The sequence below is a fragment of the Alistipes senegalensis JC50 genome, assembly GCF_025145645.1.
GTDB classification, from domain to species: domain Bacteria; phylum Bacteroidota; class Bacteroidia; order Bacteroidales; family Rikenellaceae; genus Alistipes; species Alistipes senegalensis.
The window spans coordinates 2,947,688-2,965,276 of record NZ_CP102252.1 but is presented as its reverse complement, the minus strand read 5'-3'; the positions used below and the strand labels follow the sequence as shown (position 1 = coordinate 2,965,276).

Genomic DNA, 17,589 nt, shown 5'->3' with positions numbered 1-17,589 from the left:
ATCCGGCAGCTCGCCGAGCGGCGCAGAAACAAACAGTAACCAATCATCCAAACAAGAAAGCGTATGAGCGTGAATAAACAACGGCTGCTCACGTTGAGCGGCTATTTAGTGGGTTTGGCGGCCGTGATGCTGCAAGCCTGCATCGAAACGAAAGAGACCGACTGCGGTAAGCTCTGCGGCAACTGGGTCAGCGTACAGGGCAAGCCCGACGTACTGATCTACCGCGAGGGCGACGCCTACAAGGTCACGGTGTTCAAGCGCCGCGGCATCCGTTGCCGTCTGAAGCCCGAAACCTACCTGCTGCGCGAGGAGGAAGGGAACCTCTTCATCAACACGGGATACCGCATCGACATTGCCTACAACGAGGCGACGGACGTGCTGACCTTCTCGCCGCACGGCGACTACACCCGCGCGAGCGAAAAACAATAACGACCGCTAAATCCATAAGAGAATGAAACAGAAAATAATCCTGCTTGTCAGCGCATGTCTGCTGCTGGCGGGCACGGCGCAGGCGCAATGGGTCGTCAGCGATCCGGGCAATCTCGCGCAAGGCATCATCAACACCACCAAACAGATCGTGCAGACATCGACGACGGCGAAAAACACGTTGGACGGATTCAAAGAGACCGCCAAGATTTTCGAGCAGGGCAAGAAGTATTACGACGCCCTGAAATCGGTGAACAACCTCGTCAAAGATGCTGTCAAGGTCAGGAACACGATTCTGATGGTCGGCGAAATCTCAGAAATCTACGTAACGAATTTCCAGCTTATGCTGCGCGATGAGAACTACACGCCCGAAGAGCTGTCGGCCATCGCATTCGGCTATACGAAGCTCTTGGAAGAGAGCAACAACGTCCTCAAAGAGATGAAGGAGGTCGTGAACATCACGACGCTCTCGATGAGTGACAAGGAACGTATGGACGTGGTGGACAGGTGCTACAACAGCGTACGGCGCTACCGCAATCTGGTGATGTATTACACCAACAAGAACATTTCGGTCAGCTACCTGCGAGCGCGCAAGAAGAACGACATGGACAGGGTGCTGGCACTCTACGGCAGCCGCAACGAACGCTATTGGTAACCCTTAATCCGTAACGATTATGATGTTGATGACCATAGAGTTCGACAACCTGCACACCATCCTGCGCTCGCTCTATTCGGAGATGATGCCGCTCTGCTCCAACATGGCGGGTGTCGCCAAAGGCATCGCGGGGCTGGGTGCGCTGTTCTACGTGGCCGTGCGCGTGTGGCAGTCGCTCGCCCGCGCCGAAGCCATCGACGTATATCCGCTGCTGCGGCCTTTCGCCGTCGGCTTCTGCATCATGTTCTTTCCGACCATCGTTCTCGGCACGATCAACGGGGTGTTAAGCCCCGTCGTACAAGGTACGAACCGGATGCTCGAATCGCAGACGCTCGACATGAACCGCTACCGCGAGCAGAAAGACAAACTCGAATACGAGGCGATGATGCGCAACCCCGAAACGGCCTACCTCGTCTCGAACGAGGAGTTCGACCGTCAGCTCGAAGAGTTAGGCTGGTCGCCGGGCGATATGATCACGATGGCCGGCATGTATATCGAGCGCGGGATGTACAACATGAAGAAAGGTATCCGCGACTTCTTCCGCGAGGTGCTGGAACTGCTCTTTGCAGCTGCCGCCCTGCTGATCGACACGCTGCGGACGTTCTTTTTGATCGTCCTGTCGATTCTCGGCCCGATAGCGTTCGCTATCTCCGTCTGGGACGGCTTTCACTCCACGCTCACGCAATGGGTTTGCCGCTATGTACAAGTGTACCTGTGGCTGCCCGTCGCCGACCTGTTCAGTACCATTTTGGCGAAGATTCAGGTGTTGATGCTGCAAAACGACATCTCAGAGTTGCAGAACAATCCGAACTTCTCGCTCGAAGCCTCCAACGGCGTCTATATCGTCTTCCTGATTATCGGCATCATCGGGTATTTCACGATTCCGACCGTCGCGGGGTGGATCATCCAAGCCGGAGGCGCAGGCAGCTACGGGCGTGCCGTTACGCAGCTCGCAGGACGGGGCGCAGGTCTGGCGGGCGGTGTTGTCGGAGCTGCCGCAGGCAATGTCGCAGGACATTCGGGCAGGCTGATGGGACGCGCGAGCAAGGCCGCGTGGAACCATACCGCCGGAAAATTATTCAAACGAAAATAATCGAACAATATGGAATTTAAGTCATTGAAAAATATCGAGACATCGTTCAGGCAGATACGCCTGTTCGGTATCGTCTTCATTGCGCTGTGCGCTCTGGTGGCGGTGTTCTCCGTCGGGAGTGCCTACCGCTTCGCCGAACGGCAGCGCGAGAAGATCTACGTACTCGACGGCGGCAAGTCGCTGATGCTCGCTCTCTCGCAAGACCTCGCGCAGAACCGGCCCGCCGAAGCGCGCGAGCACGTGCGCCGCTTTCACGAGCTGTTCTTCACGCTCTCGCCCGAAAAGAGCGCTATCGAACACAATATCAAACGCGCCCTGCTGCTGGCCGACAAGAGCGTCTATAACTACTATTTGGACTTCTCCGAGAAGGGCTACTACAACCGCATCATCGCGGGCAACATCAATCAGGTGTTGCAGGTCGATTCGGTGGTGTGCGATTTCGACCGCTATCCCTATCACGTAAACACCTACGCGCGGCAGATGATTATCCGCGAGAGCAACGTAACGGAGCGCAGCCTCGTAACGTCGTGCCGCCTGCTGAACGCTTCACGTTCGGACGACAACCCCAACGGATTTACCATCGAAGGCTTCACGATTCTGGAAAACCGTGACCTGCAAACATTGGAGAGATAAGCCTATGAAAAAGCTAATCGAACGTCTGAACGAGTGGGCAGAGAGGCAGGACGAGCGGTTGCGGGTATGGCTCGCGGCACTCCCCGAGCGCACGAAGATCATCGTCGTACTCGTCATTTTCAGCTTGTTCGCCATCGGCGCCCTCTTTACGTTCGGGGCGGCGCTCTACCAGATCGGACGGGAAAACGGACGACAAATAGAGATCGAACATATCGAACGATTCAACCTGCCGCAGAAGCAGGACAGTATCCACCTTTTCAACCACTACGATTATGAAACAAAACAAAAATCCCACGACCGACATGAAAGAGGCGAAGCCTGACCGGCTGCTCACGGAGGAGCAGCGGCAGCGACGCCGCAAGATGCTCGTGTACCCGCTTATGGGGCTGCTTTTCGCAGGCTCCATATGGCTGATCTTCGCACCTTCCGAAAAGGACAAGGCCGAGTCGCAGCAAGGTGTCGGCTTCAACACCGAAATGCCTCTGCCCACCCAGTCTGGCATCATCGCCGACAAACGTACCGCCTACGAGCAGGCGAAGATGGAGGAAAAGCAGAAAGAACGGCAGGCGCAGATGAACGACCTCGCCGCGCTATTCTCGGATAAGGATGATAAAGCCGAAACGCAGTCGGAGGAGTTCGATCTGCTCCATCCCGAACCGCAGCAGCCCGCCCGCACCTACGGCGGAGGTTCCCGCCCGCAACGGACGATACGTTCGTCCGCTGTGGCCTACGAGGACATCAACCGCACGTTGGGCAATTTCTACGAAACACCAGCCGAAGACCCTGAAAAGGAGGAGTTGCGCGAGCGCATCGAAGAACTGGAAGCGATGATGGCGCGGCAGGCGGAGCCGTCCGGCTCGACGCTCGACGATCAAGTGGCCTTGCTCGAAAAGTCCTACGAATTGGCGGCCAAGTATATGCCCGCCGGACAAGGCGGCACGACGCAACAGCCGTCGGCAACCGATACGGAGGAGGACAAAAAGACGGTGCGCAACGGCAAGGCGGTGGCGCAGCCCGTCGGGCAGGTGACCGAACGCATCGTCTCCGCACTCGCGCAGTCCATGACCGATAGCGAGTTCATCACGGCGCAGACCGCCGAGCGGAATTTCGAATTTCAAACGGCGGTCGGAACCTCGACGGCTGTCGGACGCAATACCATTCCTGCGTGCGTACACGGCAATCAGACCGTAACCGACGGGCAGACTGTCCGCCTGCGGCTCACAGAACCGATGCAGGTAGCCGGCATGCGCATCCCCCGCAACACGGTCGTCGTAGGCGCGGCACGGGTGCAGGGCGAGCGGCTCGGCATCGACATTACCTCGTTGGAGTATCGGGGAACGATCATCCCCGTCGAGCTGGCCGTTTTCGACAGCGATGGGCAGGAGGGCATCTTCATCCCCAACTCGATGGAGGTAAGCGCGGCCAAAGAGGTGACGGCCAACATGGGGTCGTCGCTCGGCAGCAGCATCAACATCTCCACCGACGCGGGAGCGCAGCTCGCCTCCGATCTCGGCAAAGGGTTGATTCAGGGCACGAGCCAATATATCGCCAAGAAGATGCGCACTGTCAAAGTGCATCTGAAAGCCGGGTATAAAGTCATGCTTTACCAGCCGGAGGATTAAAAAGAAGACGATAATCAGCAAGTAACAACCATTTATTAAATCGGGGTTCTTAACCCCGCCACTAAATCCACAGTAAAATGAAAAAGTATTTCGTAATGATGTTCGCCCTCGCGCTGGGCGCGGATGCGGCGAACGCACAGGAAGTAACCAACACCGAGACTGTCAAGGCAGCGGAACAGACGCAGGCGGTATCGCTTTGTAAGGAGGTCTATCCCGACGCGGAGCGGGACGGCGGCCTCTATCACGGTCTCACGCGCAAACTCTCCTTCGACCGCATGATTCCGCCGCACGGGTTGGAAGTGACCTACGACAAGACCGTGCACGTCATCTTTCCGGCTGCGGTGCGCTACGTCGATCTCGGCTCGCCGAATCTGATCGCAGGCAAGGCCGACGGTGCGGAGAATGTCATCCGCGTGAAAGCTACCGTGCGCGATTTCCGCGCCGAGACCAATATGTCGGTCATCACCGAAGACGGCTCGTTCTACACGTTCAACGTCCGCTATGCGGCCGAACCGCTGCTGCTCAACGTCGAGATGTGCGACTTTATCCACGACGGCGAATCCGCGAACCGCCCCAACAACGCGATGGAGGTGTACCTCACGGAGCTGGGGAGCGAATCGCCGCTGCTCGTGCGTCTGATTATGAAGTCTATCCACAAGCAGGACAGGCGCGAAGTGAAGCATATCGGCTGCAAGCGCTTCGGCATTCAATACCTCCTCAAAGGCATCTACACCCACAACGGCCTGCTCTATTTCCACACGCAGATTCGCAACGGCTCCAACGTGCCCTTCGACGTGGACTTCATCACGTTCAAGATCGTCGATAAGAAAGTCGCCAAACGTACCGCCATGCAGGAGCAGGTCATCTTTCCCTTGCGTGCCTACAACTACGCCACGCGCGTGGCCGGAAAGCGGGACGAGCGCACCGTCTTCACGTTCGACAAGTTCACCATCCCCGACGACAAGTGCTTCGTCGTAGAGCTGAACGAAAAGAACGGAGGCCGTCATCAGTCGTTCATCGTCGAAAACGAAGACCTCGTGCGCGCCCGCGTCATCGACGAACTCAAAGTGCAGTAACCATGAAGCGGTTCTGTTTTTTTCTCGTCGCGTCGCTCGTCCTGTTCGTCGGGCAAGCCGACGCGCAGCGATGCCTCCCCAAGATGCGGGGCATCGAGCTTCGGGGCGGCATGGCCGACGGGTTCTACTCGCACGCCAATAGCAACGACGCGGGCTACTACGTCGGGGCGGCGCTCTCGACCTACACCAAAGGCGGCGACAAGTGGGTTTTCGGCGGCGAGTACCTGCAACGCTACAACCCCTACAAGGGCACGCGGATTCCGACAGTGCAGGTCTCGGCCGAGGGAGGGTTCTACTACAACTTCCTTTCCGACGCCCGCAAGATATTCTTCTTCTACATCGGCGGCTCGGCACTCGCAGGCTACGAGACCGTGAACTGGGGCGACAAAACCCTGTTCGACGGGGCGAGACTCACGAACAAGGATGCTTTCATCTACGGCGGCGCGGTGTCGCTCGAAATGGAAGCCTACCTCGCAGACCGCATCGCCCTGACGGTAAACGTCCGCGAACGCTGCCTGTGGGGCGGCTCCACGGGGCATTTCCACACGCAGTACGGCATCGGTGTAAAGTTCATCATCGACTGACACGAACATTTTTTTATTAAACCGCTACGCAAGTAGCATAAAACCAATTTATTGTATGAAAAACTTATTTTTGGCGGCTGCGGCCGCTCTGGGACTTCTCGTCTCGTGCAACAAGGAAGGCAACGAAATTTACGAAACCTCGAAAGGCGCGGTAGCCACCGTGTCGTTCACCGACGAGGAGCCTGCGACCCGTGCGTTCTTCGGCTCTACGGCTGCGGCCGAGACGTGGGAAAAGGCGCTCAACACGGTTACGATATTCGTCATCGACCCGTCGGGCGACCTGCTGGCCAAGCGTTCGTTTTCGGCGGCCGAGCTGTCGGCCAAGAAGGCCACTTTCGCCCTGCCGAACGCCGTGCCGGGTACGGTCTGCGAGTTCTACGCCGTGGCGAACCTCGACATGGCGCAGGTCAATAGCAGCGATGTTCTGACCGCCATGCTGGAACAGGACGCAGCCTCGTACAACGGCACGTTCGCCGATGTTTCGACGAAAGCCAAGCGCACCGGCGGCTTCGTGATGTCGGGCTCCGCCTCGAAAGCCGTCGCGGCCGCAGGTTCCTCGACCGATGTGGCCATCACGCTCAAACGCACCGTGGCGAAAGTAGCCGTTCAGGTTACACCCTCGCCGCAGTTCGGGTCGCTCTATCAGGGAGCCGTGCGGATCAACAGCATCACGCTCTCCAATAGTGCGACGCAGACCCCCGTGTTCCCGACAAAGACCGATCCGGGAGCTTTCAATTTCTCGACGACGCAGACTTCGGACACAGCATCGGGCAAGTATCGCAATCTCTTCTATCTGTACGAAAGTCCCGCCCGCAACGTCGGCAGCCGCGTGAAGGCGACTATCAATGCGACCTACGACATGGACGGCGACTTCTCGACTGCCGCAGGTCAGTCGTCGATGACCTACGAGGTGGAGCTCGACGGCGCGTCGGGCGGTGAGATTCGCCGAAACGGCTACTACCGCGTGGACATCACGATCAACGGCCTCTCGGGTCACGACGCCTCGCTGACCATCACACCTGCCGAATGGGAGTCGCCCGTGACGCAGACGGTCGAGTTGGGAGCTTAAACCGTAAGTCGAATCCGTTTCCGCTCCGGCTCCGCGTCGGGGCGGAAACTTTTAATCAGCATATTCATCATGAAAAAAATCTTATTGTTTATCATACCGCTGCTCGCGATGATGAGCAGTTGTATCAAAGACGAAATGGCGGAGTGCCCGTCCTGCAAGGATAAGGTGCGCTTTTCGCTGCAAGTACGCGAGGAGGGCGTGCAGTACGTTACCCGTGCGACGGACGAGCGAACCGTGCGCGACGTCAATCTCTTCCTCTACGATCCGCGCGGCGCGCTGCCCGACCGACAGTTCTACGTCGAGAGCGGCACGGTGGAGTGCTCCGTGCTGCCCGGCCGCTATGAAGCCTACGCCGTTGTGAATGTCCATCGGGACATGGGCGCGATGTCCCAAGAACGGCTGCTGGAGAGCAAGATCTCCTCCGCGACGTCGTATGAAACACTGCCCATGTCGGGGCGCACGACGCTCACGGTCGAAGACCGAATGTCCGATCCCGTCATTACCGTGCGGCGTGCCGTCGCCAAAGTGGTCTGCAACATCGCCATCGAATCGTCGGTCGTCTATACGTTGAAGCTGCAATCCGTGCAGCTGATAAATGCCGCCGCCTCGACGAAGCTGTTCGCAGAGGAGGAGGCCGGCGATATGTTCGTGGTGGAGCAGCCCTTGCAAATGTCCTCTTTGGAGGGCCGCAAGGCGACTCGCACGTTCTACCTATTTGAAAACTGTCGGGGCGAAGTTCCCTCCATCACGACCCAGCAGCAGAAGTGCGCCGCGAACGCTCCGCAAGGTGCGACCTATGTGCGTATCAAAGCCCGGAAGGACGGGCTGCAAATGACCTACGACGTCTATCTGGGCGAGAACAACACCTCGAACTTCGACGTGCGGCGCAATACCGTACAGACGCTCGACATTCGCATCAAGGGAGATAACGAAATCGACGCACGCATTCACTCTTTCGAGGTAAAGATCTCCGACGACCTGCCCGATGCCGAGTTCGGACGCACGGCGGATCGCTGCATTTACGCCACCGGCAAGCGGCTGTCGATTGCCGTCATGGATCGGGAGAAGGCGGGCGACCTTTCGGCCAAGATACGCCTCGTTGCGGGTGTGAGCGGAGCGTTGCAGATCGGCGGACACAGCGTCACGTCCGACATCACCGTTCCCCTCGGCGGTTCGTCGGATGTGTACGAAATACCGATCGCCTATGATCCCGGAACGGTATATACGACGGAAAACTCCCGTTTGATTTACGAGGTCACGGTGAGCAACACGGACGGATACAGCTACACCAAGACCTTCACGCGGGATTTCTACAACATGCTGACGGTCTATACCTACTGGTCGGGACGCGATAATACGGCCGGACGATTGGAGGACGTTACGGCCGTCGGCGAGATCAAGACGTGGACGGGCCCTGCGTTCTACACGCGCCTTCTGTCGCTCGAAGACGGCCCGACGATGCCCGTCGTCGCCAATGACGGTTTCGCCTTCAAAGGGTGGTATGCCGACAGCGGCCTGACGCGAAAAGTCTCGGACGCTAATCCCTACCAGCACCCGATGACTTCGTACTACGATACACTCTATACCGAGTTCGTCAAGGAGTGGGTTTATATCTACACCAAGCTCGACGAAGTGCTTCTCGTCAGCAATACGGGATTCAGAATCGACCGAGACAAGCAGGCGTTCATCGTGGCGCCCGGAAGCCGCTGCTCCATATCGGGAAAGATAGGGCTGCTGGTCACGACATGGTGGGACAATCCGGAAAGTTCGCTTGTACGCCGTGTCGTATCGACCAAGAACCCGTATGATTTTACCGCCACCGCCAATCGGACGCTTATTCCGGGTTACGATGCCGTCTCGAAAGACGAGATGAAGAACAACCGAACTCCAACCTCCACCGATTAAATTCTGCGAAGATGAAAAAATTATTTATCCTGCTGCTGTGCGTCCTTGCGGCGCACACGGCCTCGGCCCAATACACCGCCGTGCGTGTCAATGCGCTGGGCTGGGCGACGGGAACGCTCAACGCGGGCGTCGATGTCGCCGTGGCGCAGAAGTGGTCGGTGGAGTTGTCGGGCTATTGGAATCCTATTTCTACGGAGAGCCTGCGGGCCAACGTCCTCGCTGCGACCATCGGCGTGCACTGCTGGCGTTTCGAGCCGCACGTGGGGCTGTTCTGGGGTCTGCACTCGACCCTCGCCAAGTACAAGGTCGGCAACCGCCGCACCCGCTACAACGGCTGGACGACGGGCATAGGCTCCTCGGTCGGCTACTCATGGATGCTGGCCAAGCGGTGGAACTTCACGTTGGAGGGCGGCGTAAGCATCTACTACATGGACGACCTGCGCTGGCATCCCGACCCGTCGCCCTGCGAAGCGATCCGCTACGAACATTGCCGCCGCGTCGTCCTCGCGCCCTCGAAAATCGAGGTGGCCTTTTCCTACCTGTTCTAAACCCCGACGACGATGAAAGCAATGATGAAACATACCTCCGTCGGCCTGCTGGCCGTGCTGCTGGCAGGCTGTGCGGTAACGTCGCGTCTGGAGCGGCGGCAAAGCCGCGCGCTCGCGGAGTACGCACCCTGCGAGCAGGCTGCGCCGAAGCCCGCCGAGAAGCGGAACTATATGACCGTGCAACACGACAGTACGACCTACTACATCGCTGAAGCGGCAAAGGACGAGAATGGCGAGACGGTAGCTAACTTCCGCCTCGACGAGGTGGTCGTGGTGGCCAAGTCGCGCACGCTGCCCGAACGCAAGGGCAAGGTGCTGGTCGATTTCGTCGTGAGACTCCCCAAAGAGTTGCAGGGCGGCTGCCGCAGCATCGTGGTCGTGCCGCATCTGCATAAGGCCGAGGGTGCCGTACCCTTGCAGGAGCTTTCCATACGCGGCGGGCTGTTCAGCCGCGTGCAGGATCGCAACTACTGGCAGTTCGCGCAGTACGTCCGTCTGTTCCGTCCCGACGCTGCGGGCGAACAGCGGGCGTTCGAGCGCTTCGTGAAACATCCCTATCCTGAGGGCGTGCGCCTCGATTCCATCGTCGAGGGTGCGCACGACCTGTCCTACTACTATTCGCAGGAGGTTCCGACCCGCAGCGAGGGCAAGACGATGCTGCTGACGCTGCACGGCGCGGTCGTAGCGCTCGACGGCAGCCGCTACGATCTGCCGCCCCTCGATACGCTCCGCTACCATATCTCGTCGATGCTCTCCTTCGCCGATACGACGACGCGCTACGTGACGAAGATCATCGAGAAGTACGCCGTAGTGAACGACCGCAACTACCTTTCGTTTCGTGTGAACGACGTGCGGATCATCGACACGCTGGGCGACAACGCCGCGCAGCTCGCACGTATCGAATCGCTGATGGAGGAGCTGGTCGAACAACGCGAGTTCCATGTGGACAGCATCGTCCTCACGGCCTCGGCATCGCCCGAAGGCGGCTATGCGCAGAACGAACGGCTGGCGCGCGGACGTGCGGCGGCGCTCAAACAACGCTTCGGCCGGCGCTTCGGGCGACAGGTCGATACGCTGCTCTGCGTGCGGTGGGTGGCCGAAGACTGGGACGAGCTGGCACGCCTTATCGCTGCGGATGGCACGATCGCCGAACGCGACGCGATTCTCGGTCTGCTACGCACGATAGGCAATCCCGACCGTCGCGAAGCGGAGCTGCGACGACGCTTCCCGAAGCAGTACCGCGACATCCGCGAGTGGCTTTATCCGCTGCTGCGGGCGGTGAACTTCAAGTACGACCTGCGGCGTGTGGGCATGGTCAAGGACACGATCCACACGACCGTACCCGACACGCTCTATGCCCGAGGCGTGGAGCTGCTGAACGAACGCGAGTACAACGGTGCGCTGCGCATCCTGCGTCCTTACGAAGATCGGAATACGGCGGTAGCGATGCTCTCGCTCGGGCACGACGAGCAGGCATACGAGGTGCTGTGCCGACTCAAAGAGGAGGCGACGGTCGAATACCTGAAAGCCGTAGCCTGCGCTCGCATGGGGCGCGTCGAGGAGGGCAAGGCGGCATTCCGTCGGGCATGCGAGCTGCAACCCAACTTCGAATACAGGGGCAACCTCGACCCCGAAATACGCGAACTAATAACAATACAATGACAATGAAACGAAGAATCAGATACGGCCTGCTGGCATTGGTCGTCGCGGCGGGGTGCATGGGGTGCGCCGAGCTGCATGAAGAGATAGACGAACGATATATCGAACGTCCGCAATACGACATCGAGATACCCGCACCGCCCGCGTGGGATTCGATCCCCCAACCCGACACCCCGATAGGCAAATGATGTGAAACCCGTAAAGAGAAAACGACATGAAGAAGGTAAAAGGATTTCTGGTGCTCGCACTCGCGGCAGTCGGCACGCTGCTGACCGCCTGCGACGATGGATTGGGCGTAAAACAGGCGTATGCGTTCCGACTGGAAACGATGCCCGTGCAAACGCGCATCGCGCGTGGAGAAACGGCCGAGATACGCTGCATGCTCGTTCGGGAGGGAGAATACGACGGAGCGCGGTACACCATCCGCTACTTCCAACCCGACGGCAAAGGCGAACTCCGCATGGACGACGGCACGCTGTTCCTCCCCAATGACCGCTACCCGCTCACGAAAGAGGTGTTTCGGCTGTACTACACCTCCGCGTCGTCGGATCAGCAGACCATCGACATCTATGTCGAAGATAACTTCGGGCAATGCGAACAGCTATCGTTCATGTTCAACAACGAAAATGAAGAGAAAGACTAAATAATCGAACCCAACAAAAGCCCTCCGATAGCTTTGTGCGTCGGAGGGCTTTGCTACTCAAAATTGTTATTGTAATGTTTCTTCACTAATTAAAGTTATTGTAATTTTGCAAATATGAATCAAAACAATATGATACCTAACGTATTTATTCAAAAAGCATCAGACATTTTAGGTGCAACAAATGGTGGATTATCCACTTCTGAAATAGTGAATTTATGTGTCGCTTATGCCGCAGATTATGATGTAGATATTCCGCATTCGTCTTTGCCAATTTCTGCGCCTAATAAGCGTGCAGCATTAAAACAGAATCTTGATCGATTTTTGCCTGAACAACAATTCAAAATCATTAAAGAGCTGTGTGAGCATGATATTTTCAAGGAGAATGTAGAAGTAAAAAATCTAAAAGTTCAGTTATTAACTCGATATGGACAATTAAATAAGGATGCAGAAGCAGTCAATGAAACACTAATTGATGAAACGCGACACTGGTTGAATGACTTCCCTGATTCATTAAGATTATATGAAGCAGCTTTACTGAAATTTGGCAATAAGGCTTTTGAACGCAATCTGTTAGATGATCTAAGACTCTCCCTTGAACTATTATTGAAATCAATTTTCGCCAACGGGAAATCGTTAGAAAATCAAATAGCAGATTTAGGTGCATTTATTCAGAGTAAAGGAGGTTCCAAAGAATTAAGTAATATGTTTCAGAAATTAGTTGATTATTTCTCAAAGTATCAAAATTCTTATGTGAAACATGATGACAATGTAATAGAAGAAGAGATTGAGTTTATTTTAGAATTAACATCTTCTTTTATGAAACATCTTGTACGCATCAATAACAGATAAGTAAAAAGTGCATCGTAGCAAATGATGCACTTTTTATAGGTTTATGTGAGATCGAATAGAGATAGTTGTTTCGGCTCCAAATACCGCTGTTTGACCTCGGCGAGCTTGGCGATGAGCTTGCGAATTTTCTTAGCGTTGTAGTTGGTGCTATCGGAACTATGCTTCATCGCATAGGTGTATTGCCGCTCCAATTGCCCGATGCCGTTTTTGACAGCTTCCTTATAATCGGCTATCGGCTCGTTCCACACCGACGGATGGCTGCCGCCACCTGCGCCGCCCGTGCTCCAATCGACCGCTACGGCATACGTCCCGTCGATGGACTGCCCGATATGGATCGCATTATGCACGTCCAACTCAATGCGCTCGACAATCGGAAGCATACCCCGAAGCCAACCGTATTCGTCGAATTGCTTGGTCGTATAGCCGAACAGCAATCCGCGTTCATAGGTGCGTACGTTGAGAATAATCTGGTGTACGCTATCGCCAAAACCCTCAAAATAGGCGATTTCGTCGGCATCGTCCCTGCGGACGGCGAGGAGGTAACGCAAAACAGCGTTACGCTCCGTGCGGCACGGATTATACTCCAATATCGCCGCTAACTTCTCCTGCTTGGTGTATTTCTGTATGGGTTTCATGGTTTCCGTATTTATTATGGGTGATATTTGAGATTAGGCTGAAACGAGGCGGTCAATGGGCGTATGCTGCTCCAACCACTCCTTTACATGGGTCATGTTGTATTCGGAGGTTATGACCGCTGTCCGCTCGTCCGTCTGCGTGAAGCGCGAGCTTTCATAGCTGTCGATCCACTCTTTGAGCGAGGCTACACCCCACGCTTCGGGGTCGTCGAAGATGTTGTCTAACGTGCGGATAGGCTCCGCGAAGAGTACGATCAATGTTTCGTAATTGGCTACTGTCGTTTTCATAATTTCAACTCGTTAATGATTAGAATCTCGTGTAAAGTCCCGTTACGGAGGTGAAGATCTCCTCCAACATATCGCAATAGACGCCCTCGTAAACTGCGATGTCTTTCGTCTTGACCTCGAAATGTTTGCTGACCGTCATGCGGTAGAACCGCATCCGATAGGTGTCCGTCTCCTTGTCGAGCGTTATGGTCAGACGGTTGGCGGAAGTCTTGTTGCGGGAGAGGTTCATGCGAACCCCATCCCCCAAGTCCATGAAATCGCGGCTTCCCGTCATAGCGGCGAACCGTTTGCCGCCGATCTGCTGTAATATCGTTGCTGCTATCATCGTCTTGCCTCCTTACCCGTTTTACGTTGCAACCACTCGTTCCGCTTTCGGCGGCACTCCTCCAACGTCGGAGCAACGCAGGAGAACAATTCGCCGTCCGTGTGTCGATAGTCGTATTGACAAAACCGCTTCTTCGTCCTGCGGGCGAAGGCTGGGGTGAAATATTCGTGTCGCTCCTCTCCCGTCGGGCATACCGACACGCCGTTTACCGTCATTCTCGTTTCCATTGTCATAGTGGTTCAAAGGGTTAAAATTCTGCTTTCAATAATCTGTGTCTGAACAGCTGCGTCGGGTCGCTGACCTTGCGCTGGTGTACCCACAGATGGTGCGAGCCGAAGCCGTACACGAAATAGTCGTCGAGCGGAATTTGGGATTTCAACTTGTCGATGCCTTGTCGCAGTTCGGTTTCGTTGCTGGCAAGAAGAATCGTGTCTATCAGTCGGAGGAAAGTCTCCGCCACCTCGTCGCAATAACAACAAAAGAAAGATTCAATCGTTACGTACATAGTTCTATCTTATTAAAGTGTTAATATCCAAACAAAAGCTCCGATGACGGTTGCGAGAGAGACACCGAACAGGACAATACCCCACACGATTCGCAACACACCGCTTAACAGGGCTTCGATCATCCCGACGATGAAATACACCGTCCAAAGCACAAGGGCACACGGGACGACTGCAAGGGCGCGTAATGCTGTTTTGAAAATCTTGATCGCTTTCATATGGCTGCTGCTTTTTGGATTTTGATGCGGATTTGAGAGTGGAGGGAGTGAGTTTCTTATCCTAATCTGCCTCTCGTTTATCCGACATTTTTTTGATGCGTCTTTCGGTCGTATTGGTCGTTTCGTTTCAGGGGCTTTTCGGTGTAGAGGTTAGGACGTACAAGGTTTCGACGAAAAATACCTCGCATCGCAGGGAAGATTTTCCGCCGAACCGCAAGGCTCGACCTTGTACATCCGTGAAGACCTCGTAAACACTTTCGCACCTGCAACGTAACGACGCCACAGGACGATGGAAAGACAGCAAAATGGAGGTAAACGAATTATTAGGCAGATTCGAGAAAGTAAGAATAGTGCTTGTGCTATTCGCTTTATAATGGGGCGGAGCTACCATCCGAAAAAGAAAAGCTCCCCGCTTCTTGTGAAGCAGAGAGCTTTATGCTATGATGAATAAAAACTGTTTATCGGATTATATGTATAGAAATCTTTTGCTATTACCGATTTTTGATATATAGTTGTTTGACAAATTGCAAAGCACGGCAGTTCAACGCAGTTACATAGTCGCTAAATTGTTGCCGGCAACTTTCTCCTTTTTCTGCTTTATTCTGTCATTCAGATAGATACGAAAAAGTTTTTTATCCTATACAAAAGGAAGTATTTACAAATACTTCCTTCTCATTGTTATAATACAACAACTATCCGCAAAACATTTGTATTTATAAATAGTTAAGCAGATAAAAAATAATCTATTTATTCTTTTCTTGCCAATATTGAACAACTCTGAAAACCTCTGTTTTCGGATACTCCTTAATATTTGAAACGGCATGACCATTTGAGAGACTTTCTAAATTTCTCATGGCTTTTGCTCCTTCTTTCTCTGCCAATCCGAGGAACTTATTAATAGCTTTGGTATTATTCAAATCATTGATTGGCAAAAGAAATGCAGTCTCACATTCCTGCGAAAAATCAAAATTTCCCTGATTATATTCCGAAATACCTTGAGACAACAAAACTATCGACACACCGTATGATCGTATTTTCCGTAAAAGAACTTCGAGGATTTCCAATGACTTTTTTTCTCGGAACAAATCGTGAGCCTCGTCGATCATTAAAACATACCTCATGCTCCTATTACCATCCGAAGAAACATCTGTTCCTCCCATATTGGTAAATACATTGAAGATATAGTTGATGATCAAAAATACAGAAGTGAAGCGAACCGTATTATCCAACTCTCCCGAAAGAGAGAAGTAATAGTTATTATTCAGGAATACGCTCGGATCGTTGACTTGGGAAGCAAACAATTCATATTCGCTTAACCGCTCCATTATCTCAGTCAGTGTGTCTCTCGTATCTCCGACTTCTTCTATGACTAAATCATATATTTCTTTCAATGACGGATGCTTCCCGTCTTTATGTTGGATAAAAGCCTCTTTTGTAGCGTCTTTAAGAATTTGCTGTTGCTTTTTGCCTATATTTGAATATTTGGCAATTATATCTACAAATTTATTGATTCCCACCAATCTATTCTTCTCATTTACACTATCGATAAACGAGACCGGATTAAGTGGGAATGGAGCATTCGGAGCATTTATACATTGGGTATGCGTAGCAGTGAAAAAATCGGCCATCTTCTTTCTGTCATCCTCACTCAATCCCTTAAAGTCGAGAAACAAGAAGTTAACCTGTCCTTGCGTTTGGATATATAGTTGCCTCAAAAACTCCAATGCAAACTGAGTTTTACCAGAGCCGGATTTACCCGCAACAGCTATATGCTGATTATTATATAATTTTGAATTATTAAAGCAGAATTGGATTTCTTCGGTTGTCTTTGGATCATATCCGACCTTGATATTGATAGGCCCAGCAAATTCGCTCTTTTCTATGTGCTGATTATAGTTTGCGACAGGATCAAGGGATACCGGAGCATCCTCAATAGCATCAATGCCTCTCCCCAAATATTCAGTCAGAAAATCAAAAAAGGTATATTGAGGAGTATGCTCAAAAATGTAATTGATCTTTTCAAGGCCATGATCGATGTGCAACTTGATGTATTTGGGTATAGATTCATCATTTTTAGTTATACCATATGCTTGACAAATCAATGCAACGTAAAAATCTTTGAATTGCGCATCGAATAATATATGTTCCTTATACTCCTTACCCTGAGAATCGTAAAGATTGAACTCTTGTGGAGTAAAACGCTTCCCCGTAGACAAAGAATAACCCAATGCAATGCGAGCGATCACATTTTCCTTCGTACCCCCAGTGAGCTTTTTAGTCAATTGGGTTACAACATCATGATTTGCTTTTGATGTACTTATATTAATTAGCATAATTCCGATTCTTATATTCCATAAAAATTTGATCCGGTTGTATCGGCAAAAATCGCGAACCGTTCTTTTGATTATCGATCAAATATGCTTTACTTACAATCGGCTGTATCAATCTGTACTCATCCTCGGTTAATTCTTTCATTAAAAGAGGGAACAGAATGACCTGCTTTGATACGTTCGGATAAAATTGTGTCAAAATATTTCGAGTGTGGCTTGTGTCAAATTTTTGCATTGGACTATCAATGAAAACCGGAAATTCTATTTCAGTTTCATCAACTAACGCACCCAACAAAGCGGATGCAAACATTTGTCGTTCCCCCATAGAGAGATTTCCTTTATCAATCTTTCGGCTATCTGCATCGTACAAATTTATATCGACATCATCGCCATTGCCATTTATATCTACAACGACCCGATCGACAAGATTTGTCTTATGGAGAAATTTCTTCAGCTTATCTTCAAGTTTCTTGGCCAAAGCCTTTTTCTTTTCATCCTTAACCCGTTGGTTGAATTAAAAAGTTAGTA

At 53.1% G+C, this 17,589-nt stretch carries 23 protein-coding genes; 15 read left to right on the top strand and 8 right to left on the bottom strand.

Annotated elements, in window-relative coordinates; genetic code table 11:
* Positions 1 to 63 precede the first annotated feature (63 nt).
* From NQ519_RS11905 to NQ519_RS11835, 15 genes are all read left to right on the top strand, one after another.
* Positions 64 to 429: a DUF3876 domain-containing protein gene (locus NQ519_RS11905; protein ID WP_019150933.1), complete on the top strand. Its 366-nt coding sequence runs from the start codon at positions 64 to 66 to the stop codon at positions 427 to 429.
* A 22-nt stretch (positions 430 to 451) separates the two neighbouring features.
* Positions 452 to 1,081, top strand: a complete 630-nt coding sequence (locus tag NQ519_RS11900; protein WP_019150934.1) for a DUF4141 domain-containing protein — start codon at positions 452 to 454, stop codon at positions 1,079 to 1,081.
* A gap of 34 nt (positions 1,082 to 1,115) precedes the next feature.
* Entirely contained in the window at positions 1,116 to 2,174 is a 1,059-nt protein-coding gene (gene traJ, locus NQ519_RS11895; RefSeq protein ID WP_026076566.1) for a conjugative transposon protein TraJ, read from the top strand.
* A gap of 9 nt (positions 2,175 to 2,183) precedes the next feature.
* Positions 2,184 to 2,807 carry a conjugative transposon protein TraK gene (traK, locus tag NQ519_RS11890; RefSeq protein ID WP_026076567.1) on the top strand — a complete coding sequence of 208 codons (624 nt, stop codon included), beginning with the start codon at positions 2,184 to 2,186 and terminating at the stop codon, positions 2,805 to 2,807.
* Between the two features lie 4 nt (positions 2,808 to 2,811).
* Positions 2,812 to 3,129, top strand: coding sequence for a TraL conjugative transposon family protein (locus NQ519_RS11885; protein ID WP_019150937.1), 318 nt, complete (start codon positions 2,812 to 2,814; stop codon positions 3,127 to 3,129).
* Positions 3,080 to 4,429, top strand: a complete 1,350-nt coding sequence (gene traM / locus NQ519_RS11880; protein ID WP_026076568.1) for a conjugative transposon protein TraM — start codon at positions 3,080 to 3,082, stop codon at positions 4,427 to 4,429. Before NQ519_RS11885 ends, traM begins: the two co-directional genes overlap by 50 nt.
* Positions 4,430 to 4,506: 77 nt before the next feature.
* A complete protein-coding gene (traN, locus tag NQ519_RS11875; RefSeq protein WP_019150939.1) occupies positions 4,507 to 5,505 on the top strand; it encodes a conjugative transposon protein TraN in 999 nt (332 codons plus the stop codon).
* 2 nt (positions 5,506 to 5,507) lie between these two features.
* Complete coding sequence (locus NQ519_RS11870; RefSeq protein WP_019150940.1) at positions 5,508 to 6,089, top strand: conjugal transfer protein TraO; 582 nt, start codon at positions 5,508 to 5,510, stop codon at positions 6,087 to 6,089.
* A gap of 55 nt (positions 6,090 to 6,144) precedes the next feature.
* Positions 6,145 to 7,158, top strand: a complete 1,014-nt coding sequence (locus NQ519_RS11865; protein ID WP_019150941.1) for a FimB/Mfa2 family fimbrial subunit — start codon at positions 6,145 to 6,147, stop codon at positions 7,156 to 7,158.
* 69 nt (positions 7,159 to 7,227) lie between these two features.
* Positions 7,228 to 9,063, top strand: coding sequence for a DUF4906 domain-containing protein (locus NQ519_RS11860; RefSeq protein WP_083871038.1), 1,836 nt, complete (start codon positions 7,228 to 7,230; stop codon positions 9,061 to 9,063).
* Positions 9,064 to 9,074: 11 nt separating this feature from the next.
* Positions 9,075 to 9,611, top strand: a complete 537-nt coding sequence (locus NQ519_RS11855; protein WP_019150944.1) for a DUF3575 domain-containing protein — start codon at positions 9,075 to 9,077, stop codon at positions 9,609 to 9,611.
* Between the two features lie 21 nt (positions 9,612 to 9,632).
* The gene (locus tag NQ519_RS11850; RefSeq protein ID WP_019150945.1) at positions 9,633 to 11,273 is read left to right on the top strand and encodes a tetratricopeptide repeat protein; all 1,641 of its coding nucleotides are present in this window, start codon (positions 9,633 to 9,635) and stop codon (positions 11,271 to 11,273) included.
* 2 nt (positions 11,274 to 11,275) lie between these two features.
* Positions 11,276 to 11,458, top strand: a complete 183-nt coding sequence (locus NQ519_RS11845; protein WP_044118639.1) for a hypothetical protein — start codon at positions 11,276 to 11,278, stop codon at positions 11,456 to 11,458.
* 26 nt (positions 11,459 to 11,484) lie between these two features.
* Entirely contained in the window at positions 11,485 to 11,913 is a 429-nt protein-coding gene (locus tag NQ519_RS11840) for a DUF3872 domain-containing protein (protein ID WP_019150947.1), read from the top strand.
* 129 nt (positions 11,914 to 12,042) lie between these two features.
* Positions 12,043 to 12,762 (top strand): hypothetical protein, encoded by a 720-nt coding sequence (locus NQ519_RS11835; RefSeq protein WP_026076571.1) that lies wholly within the window; start codon positions 12,043 to 12,045, stop codon positions 12,760 to 12,762.
* Between the two features lie 41 nt (positions 12,763 to 12,803).
* Here NQ519_RS11835 and NQ519_RS11830 read toward each other — a convergent pair whose 3' ends face one another.
* The 8 genes from NQ519_RS11830 to NQ519_RS11795 all read right to left on the bottom strand — a co-directional run bounded on the left by NQ519_RS11830 (position 12,804) and on the right by NQ519_RS11795 (position 17,539).
* A complete protein-coding gene (locus NQ519_RS11830; protein ID WP_019150949.1) occupies positions 12,804 to 13,397 on the bottom strand; it encodes a hypothetical protein in 594 nt (197 codons plus the stop codon).
* 33 nt (positions 13,398 to 13,430) lie between these two features.
* Complete coding sequence (locus tag NQ519_RS11825) at positions 13,431 to 13,685, bottom strand: DUF6956 domain-containing protein (protein ID WP_019150950.1); 255 nt, start codon at positions 13,683 to 13,685, stop codon at positions 13,431 to 13,433.
* A 19-nt stretch (positions 13,686 to 13,704) separates the two neighbouring features.
* Positions 13,705 to 14,010 (bottom strand): hypothetical protein, encoded by a 306-nt coding sequence (locus tag NQ519_RS11820; RefSeq protein WP_026076572.1) that lies wholly within the window; start codon positions 14,008 to 14,010, stop codon positions 13,705 to 13,707.
* Positions 14,007 to 14,237 carry a DUF3873 family protein gene (locus NQ519_RS11815; RefSeq protein WP_083871063.1) on the bottom strand — a complete coding sequence of 77 codons (231 nt, stop codon included), beginning with the start codon at positions 14,235 to 14,237 and terminating at the stop codon, positions 14,007 to 14,009. Before NQ519_RS11815 ends, NQ519_RS11820 begins: the two co-directional genes overlap by 4 nt.
* A gap of 20 nt (positions 14,238 to 14,257) precedes the next feature.
* The gene (locus NQ519_RS11810) at positions 14,258 to 14,515 is read right to left on the bottom strand and encodes a hypothetical protein (protein WP_019150952.1); all 258 of its coding nucleotides are present in this window, start codon (positions 14,513 to 14,515) and stop codon (positions 14,258 to 14,260) included.
* Between the two features lie 12 nt (positions 14,516 to 14,527).
* A complete protein-coding gene (locus NQ519_RS11805) occupies positions 14,528 to 14,731 on the bottom strand; it encodes a hypothetical protein (RefSeq protein ID WP_019150953.1) in 204 nt (67 codons plus the stop codon).
* Between the two features lie 743 nt (positions 14,732 to 15,474).
* Positions 15,475 to 17,064 (bottom strand): DndE family protein, encoded by a 1,590-nt coding sequence (locus NQ519_RS11800; protein ID WP_019150954.1) that lies wholly within the window; start codon positions 17,062 to 17,064, stop codon positions 15,475 to 15,477.
* On the bottom strand, positions 17,054 to 17,539 hold the full coding sequence (locus NQ519_RS11795; protein ID WP_227901109.1) for a hypothetical protein: 486 nt from the start codon (positions 17,537 to 17,539) through the stop codon (positions 17,054 to 17,056). Before NQ519_RS11795 ends, NQ519_RS11800 begins: the two co-directional genes overlap by 11 nt.
* Between the last annotated feature and the right edge of the window lie 50 nt (positions 17,540 to 17,589).

What these genes read in the sequence shown, in the direction of transcription:
- NQ519_RS11850 (WP_019150945.1), top strand. Translation starts at nt 9,633, where the DNA reads ATGATGAAACATACCTCCGTCGGCCTGCTGGCCGTGCTGCTGGCAGGC.
- NQ519_RS11800 (WP_019150954.1), bottom strand. Translation starts at nt 17,064, where the DNA reads ATGCTAATTAATATAAGTACATCAAAAGCAAATCATGATGTTGTAACC.
- traN (WP_019150939.1), top strand. Translation starts at nt 4,507, where the DNA reads ATGAAAAAGTATTTCGTAATGATGTTCGCCCTCGCGCTGGGCGCGGAT.
- NQ519_RS11840 (WP_019150947.1), top strand. Translation starts at nt 11,485, where the DNA reads ATGAAGAAGGTAAAAGGATTTCTGGTGCTCGCACTCGCGGCAGTCGGC.
- NQ519_RS11835 (WP_026076571.1), top strand. Translation starts at nt 12,043, where the DNA reads ATGATACCTAACGTATTTATTCAAAAAGCATCAGACATTTTAGGTGCA.
- traK (WP_026076567.1), top strand. Translation starts at nt 2,184, where the DNA reads ATGGAATTTAAGTCATTGAAAAATATCGAGACATCGTTCAGGCAGATA.
- NQ519_RS11885 (WP_019150937.1), top strand. Translation starts at nt 2,812, where the DNA reads ATGAAAAAGCTAATCGAACGTCTGAACGAGTGGGCAGAGAGGCAGGAC.
- NQ519_RS11845 (WP_044118639.1), top strand. Translation starts at nt 11,276, where the DNA reads ATGAAACGAAGAATCAGATACGGCCTGCTGGCATTGGTCGTCGCGGCG.
- NQ519_RS11805 (WP_019150953.1), bottom strand. Translation starts at nt 14,731, where the DNA reads ATGAAAGCGATCAAGATTTTCAAAACAGCATTACGCGCCCTTGCAGTC.
- NQ519_RS11870 (WP_019150940.1), top strand. Translation starts at nt 5,508, where the DNA reads ATGAAGCGGTTCTGTTTTTTTCTCGTCGCGTCGCTCGTCCTGTTCGTC.
- traM (WP_026076568.1), top strand. Translation starts at nt 3,080, where the DNA reads ATGAAACAAAACAAAAATCCCACGACCGACATGAAAGAGGCGAAGCCT.
- NQ519_RS11855 (WP_019150944.1), top strand. Translation starts at nt 9,075, where the DNA reads ATGAAAAAATTATTTATCCTGCTGCTGTGCGTCCTTGCGGCGCACACG.
- NQ519_RS11810 (WP_019150952.1), bottom strand. Translation starts at nt 14,515, where the DNA reads ATGTACGTAACGATTGAATCTTTCTTTTGTTGTTATTGCGACGAGGTG.
- NQ519_RS11900 (WP_019150934.1), top strand. Translation starts at nt 452, where the DNA reads ATGAAACAGAAAATAATCCTGCTTGTCAGCGCATGTCTGCTGCTGGCG.
- NQ519_RS11815 (WP_083871063.1), bottom strand. Translation starts at nt 14,237, where the DNA reads ATGGAAACGAGAATGACGGTAAACGGCGTGTCGGTATGCCCGACGGGA.
- NQ519_RS11825 (WP_019150950.1), bottom strand. Translation starts at nt 13,685, where the DNA reads ATGAAAACGACAGTAGCCAATTACGAAACATTGATCGTACTCTTCGCG.
- NQ519_RS11905 (WP_019150933.1), top strand. Translation starts at nt 64, where the DNA reads ATGAGCGTGAATAAACAACGGCTGCTCACGTTGAGCGGCTATTTAGTG.
- NQ519_RS11860 (WP_083871038.1), top strand. Translation starts at nt 7,228, where the DNA reads ATGAAAAAAATCTTATTGTTTATCATACCGCTGCTCGCGATGATGAGC.
- NQ519_RS11830 (WP_019150949.1), bottom strand. Translation starts at nt 13,397, where the DNA reads ATGAAACCCATACAGAAATACACCAAGCAGGAGAAGTTAGCGGCGATA.
- NQ519_RS11820 (WP_026076572.1), bottom strand. Translation starts at nt 14,010, where the DNA reads ATGATAGCAGCAACGATATTACAGCAGATCGGCGGCAAACGGTTCGCC.
- NQ519_RS11865 (WP_019150941.1), top strand. Translation starts at nt 6,145, where the DNA reads ATGAAAAACTTATTTTTGGCGGCTGCGGCCGCTCTGGGACTTCTCGTC.